We start from the raw sequence: 4,968 nt of genomic DNA on the forward strand, positions 1-4,968 counted from the left end.
TTTTAATTTTTTAAAATAAAATATTTTGTTTAATCTTTGACAACTGAAGATGATAAAAATTTATTACGTTTACAAATTTAATTAATTTATTTTAATTAATTAAAGTTTTTTTATTTTATATTAAGAGTTTGATCCTGGCTCAGGATGAACGCTGGCGGCGTGCCTAATACATGCAAGTCGAACGGAAACTTTTAGTTTCAGTGGCGAACGGGTGAGTAACACGTAAGTAACCTACCTTTCAGACGAGGATAACAGTTGGAAACGACTGCTAAGACTGGATAGGAAGTTTTAAGGCATCTTGAAACTTTTAAAAGACCCGCAAGGGTATGCTGAGAGATGGGCTTGCGGCACATTAGTTAGTTGGTAAGGTAACGGCTTACCAAGACCATGATGTGTAGCTGGACTGAGAGGTTGAACGGCCACATTGGGACTGAGATACGGCCCAAACTCCTACGGGAGGCAGCAGTAAGGAATTTTCGGCAATGGAGGAAACTCTGACCGAGCAACGCCGCGTGAACGATGAAGTATTTAGGTATGTAAAGTTCTTTTATTAAAGAAGAAAAAATGATGGAAAAATCATTCTGACGGTATTTAATGAATAAGCCCCGGCTAACTATGTGCCAGCAGCTGCGGTAATACATGGGGGGCAAGCGTTATCCGGATTTATTGGGCGTAAAGGGTGCGTAGGCGGTTTAATAAGTCTATGGTCTAAGTTCAACGCTTAACGTTGTGATGCTATAGAAACTGTTTGACTAGAGTTGGATAGAGGCAAGTGGAATTCCATGTGTAGCGGTAAAATGCGTAAAGATATGGAGGAACACCAGTAGCGAAGGCGGCTTGCTGGGTCTTAACTGACGCTGAGGCACGAAAGCGTGGGGAGCAAACAGGATTAGATACCCTGGTAGTCCACGCCGTAAACGATGAGTACTAAGTGTTGGGTTAAACCAGTGCTGAAGTTAACGCATTAAGTACTCCGCCTGAGTAGTACGTACGCAAGTATGAAACTTAAAGGAATTGACGGGACTCCGCACAAGCGGTGGATCATGTTGTTTAATTCGAAGATACACGAAAAACCTTACCAGGTCTTGACATACTCTGCAAAGCTATAGAAATATAGTGGAGGTTATCAGGGATACAGGTGGTGCATGGTTGTCGTCAGCTCGTGTCGTGAGATGTTGGGTTAAGTCCCGCAACGAGCGCAACCCTTATCGCTAGTTACCATCATTTAGTTGGGCACTTTAGTGAGACTGCCAATGATAAATTGGAGGAAGGTGGGGATTACGTCAAATCATCATGCCCCTTATGACCTGGGCTACAAACGTGATACAATGGCTGTTACAAAGAGTAGCTGAAGCGTGAGTTTTTAGCAAATCTCAAAAAAACAGTCTCAGTTCGGATTGAAGTCTGCAACTCGACTTCATGAAGTCGGAATCGCTAGTAATCGCGAATCAGCATGTCGTGGTGAATACGTTCTCGGGGTTTGTACACACCGCCCGTCAAACCATGAAAGTTGACAATACCCGAAACCAGTAGCCTAACTTGCAAAAGAGGGAACTGTCTAAGGTAGGGTTGATGATTGGGGTTAAGTCGTAACAAGGTATCCCTACCGGAAGGTGGGGATGGATCACCTCCTTTCTAAGGAAAATATCATCTTCAGTTGTGAAAGACTTAAAAAAAAGTTTTTTATTTTTTAAGATAAAAATTAATAATGGCCGGGGCCTATAGCTCAGTTGGTTAGAGCACACGCCTGATAAGCGTGAGGTCGATGGTTCGAGTCCATTTAGGCCCACCAAAATATTTATTTTAAAAAAAAGCTCTTTGAAAAGTAGATAAATTAAGGTTAAAAGAATTAAAGAAATTAAGGGCGCACAGTGGATGCCTTGGCACTAAGAGACGATGAAGGACGCAATTAACGGCGAAACGTCACGGGAAGCTGTACATAAGTGAAGATCCGTGGATTTCCGAATGGGGCAACCCGCTATGTTAAAAACATTAGCATCTTTGTTTTACTACAAAGAAGACAACGCAGTGAACTGAAATATCTAAGTAACTGCAGGAACAGAAAGTAATAACGATTCCGTTAGTAGTGACGAGCGAACGCGGAACAGCCAGATACCATATTTAGTCATAAAATTTTAATGAAGTTGAAGTTTTTGGAAAGAAACACCAAAGCGGGTGATAGTCCTTTAAACGTAAGTTAAAATCTAAGGTATCAGAAAGTACGGCGAGACACGAGAAATCTTGTTGGAATATGGGAGGACCATCTCCTAAGGCTAAATACTCCTTAAGTGACCGATAGTGAACTAGTACCGTGAGGGAAAGGTGAAAAGAACCCCGGGAGGGGAGTGAAATAGATCCTGAAACTGTGTGTCTACAATTAGTCAAAGTTCGTTAATGAACGATGGCTTGCCTTTTGCAGAATGAACCGGCGAGTTACGATATGTAGCTAGGTTAAGTTTGAAGGAACGCAGCCGTAGTGAAAGCGAGCCTTAATAGGGCGATTAAGTTGCATGTCGTAGACCCGAAACTGAAGTGAGCTAGCCATGAGCAGGTTGAAATTTAAGTAAAATTAAATGGAGGACCGAACCAGGACACGTTGAAAAGTGTTTGGATGACTTGTGGCTAGGGGTGAAATTCCAATCGAACTCAGAGATAGCTGGTTCTCCCCGAAATAGCTTTAGGGCTAGCGTTGATTAAATATTTTAATGAAGGTAGAGCACTAAATGGGCAAGGGCTTCACCTCGAAGTACCAAACTCAATTAAACTCCGAATGTTATTAAAATAAGTCAGCAGTCAGACTGTGGGTGATAAGGTCCATGGTCAAAAGGGAAAGAGCCCAGACCGTCAGCTAAGGTCCCAAAATTGATGTTAAGTGGAAAAGGAAGTAAAGATGTTTAAACAACTAGAAGGTTGGCTTAGAAGCAGCCATCCTTTAAAGAGTGCGTAATAGCTCACTAGTCGAATGACTTTGCGCCGAAAATGTAACGGGGCTCAAACATCATACCGAAGCTACGGATAAATGAAATTTGATAATTTTATTATATGGTAGGGGAAGCGTTCTGACATCGCTGAAGCTATAGCGTAAGCAGTAGTGGAGAGGTCAGAAGTGAGAATGCCGGTGTAAGTAACGAAAAGATAGGTGGGAATCCTATCCGTCGAAAACCTAAGGTTTCCAGGGGAAGGTTCGTCCGCCCTGGGTTAGTCGGGTCCTAAGGTGAGGGAGAAATCCGTAGCCGATGGCAAACAGGTTCAGATTCCTGTACTAGTTAATAAACTGATGGAGGGACAAAGTAGGCTAAACGCACCTCTTATTGGATTGAGGTAGAAAAACCAAGTTTGAGAAAATAGGCAAATCCGTTTTCTTATTAAGAATAAGGTTTGAAGGTAACGTGTTTGACGTCAGACTTTCAAGAAAAGCTTCTAGGGTTAATTTATTAACTACCCGTACCGTAAACCGACACAGGTAGGTAGGTAGAGTATACTAAGACGCGCGAGAAAACTCTTGTTAAGGAACTCGGCAAAATAACTCCGTAACTTCGGGATAAGGAGGGCTTTTAACAAAAATTTAAAAGCCGCAGAGAATAGGCCCAAGCGACTGTTTATCAAAAACATAGGTCTCTGCTAAACCGTGAGGTGATGTATAGGGGCTGATGCCTGCCCGGTGCTGGAAGATTAAGAGGGGATGTTAGTTGTTTACAACAAAGCATTGAATTGAAGTCCCAGTAAACGGCGGCCGTAACTATAACGGTCCTAAGGTAGCGAAATTCCTTGTCGGGTAAGTTCCGACCTGCACGAAAGGCATAACGATTTGGGCGCTGTCTCAACAAGAGTCTCGGTGAAATCAAATTGTCGGTGAAAATGCCGACTACCCGCGACAGGACGAAAAGACCCCATGGAGCTTTACTGCAGCTTAATATTGATTTTATAATTAGAATGTACAGGATAAGTGGGAAACTGTGAACAAAAGACGCTAGTTTTTTGGGAGTTAACGTTGGGATACCACTCTTTTTATTTGTAAAATCTAACCTCCACAAGTAGATTGTGAGGGACAGTGTTTGGTGGGCAGTTTGACTGGGGCGGTCGCCTCCTAAAAAGTAACGGAGGCGTTCGAAGGTTCCCTCAAAATGGTTGGAAATCATTTGAAGAGCATAAAGGTAAAAGGGAGCTTGACTGCGAGACCTACAAGTCGAGCAGGGACGAAAGTCGGACTTAGTGATCTTGCGGTACCGTATGGAAGGGCCGTGACTCAACGGATAAAAGCTACCCTGGGGATAACAGGCTTATCACTTCCGAGCGTTCATAGCGACGAAGTGGTTTGGCACCTCGATGTCGGCTCATCGCATCCTGGAGCTGAAGAAGGTTCCAAGGGTTGGGCTGTTCGCCCATTAAAGCGGAACGCGAGCTGGGTTCAGAACGTCGTGAGACAGTTCGGTCTCTATCCGTCGTGGGCGTTGGAAATTTGAAAGGAGCTGTCCCTAGTATGAGAAGACCGGGATGGATATACCTCTGGTGTTTCAGTTGGTTTGCCAAAGCCATAGCTGAGTAGCTAAGTATAGAAAGGATAAATGCTGAAAGCATATAAGCATGAAGCCCCCCTTGAGATGAGATTTCCCTATGAGATTCCTGAAAGACTATCAGGTTGATAGGCTAGGGGTGTAAGAACAGTAATGTTTTAAGCTGACTAGTACTAATAAATCCATTGACTTTAATTTTTTTAACCCATTTATCTAGTTTTGAAAGATTTTCTTGGTGCTTAAGTTAAAAAGGTCACACCTGTTCCCATTCCGAACACAGCAGTTAAGCTTTTTAGTGCTAACAATAGTTCGATTTTTCGAGCGAAGATAGGTTGTCGCCAGGAAATGCTGAAAATAGAGGATTAGCTCAGCTGGGAGAGCGTCTGCCTTACAAGCAGAATGTCGGCGGTTCGAACCCGTCATCCTCTACCATTAACAAATAGAAAATTAAAAA

General features: G+C 43.0%; 2 tRNA genes and 3 rRNA genes. All 5 read left to right on the forward strand.

What is annotated here, in order from left to right:
* Positions 1–116 precede the first annotated feature (116 nt).
* The 5 genes from ACLHHF_RS02200 to ACLHHF_RS02220 all read left to right on the forward strand — a co-directional run bounded on the left by ACLHHF_RS02200 (position 117) and on the right by ACLHHF_RS02220 (position 4,946).
* A 16S ribosomal RNA gene (locus ACLHHF_RS02200) occupies positions 117–1,635 on the forward strand.
* Between the two features lie 80 nt (positions 1,636–1,715).
* Positions 1,716–1,792: transfer RNA gene (locus ACLHHF_RS02205), tRNA-Ile, on the forward strand.
* A 56-nt stretch (positions 1,793–1,848) separates the two neighbouring features.
* Positions 1,849–4,712, forward strand: a 23S ribosomal RNA gene (locus ACLHHF_RS02210).
* A gap of 33 nt (positions 4,713–4,745) precedes the next feature.
* Positions 4,746–4,858: ribosomal RNA gene (gene rrf, locus ACLHHF_RS02215) — 5S ribosomal RNA — on the forward strand.
* The 16S, 23S and 5S rRNA genes sit together here with 2 tRNA genes alongside, the layout of an rRNA operon.
* 12 nt (positions 4,859–4,870) lie before the next feature.
* Positions 4,871–4,946: transfer RNA gene (locus tag ACLHHF_RS02220), tRNA-Val, on the forward strand.
* Positions 4,947–4,968: the final 22 nt, after the last annotated feature.

This window comes from Candidatus Phytoplasma pyri, from assembly GCF_046600495.1.
GTDB lineage: Bacteria > Bacillota_I > Bacilli_A > Acholeplasmatales > Acholeplasmataceae > Phytoplasma > Phytoplasma pyri.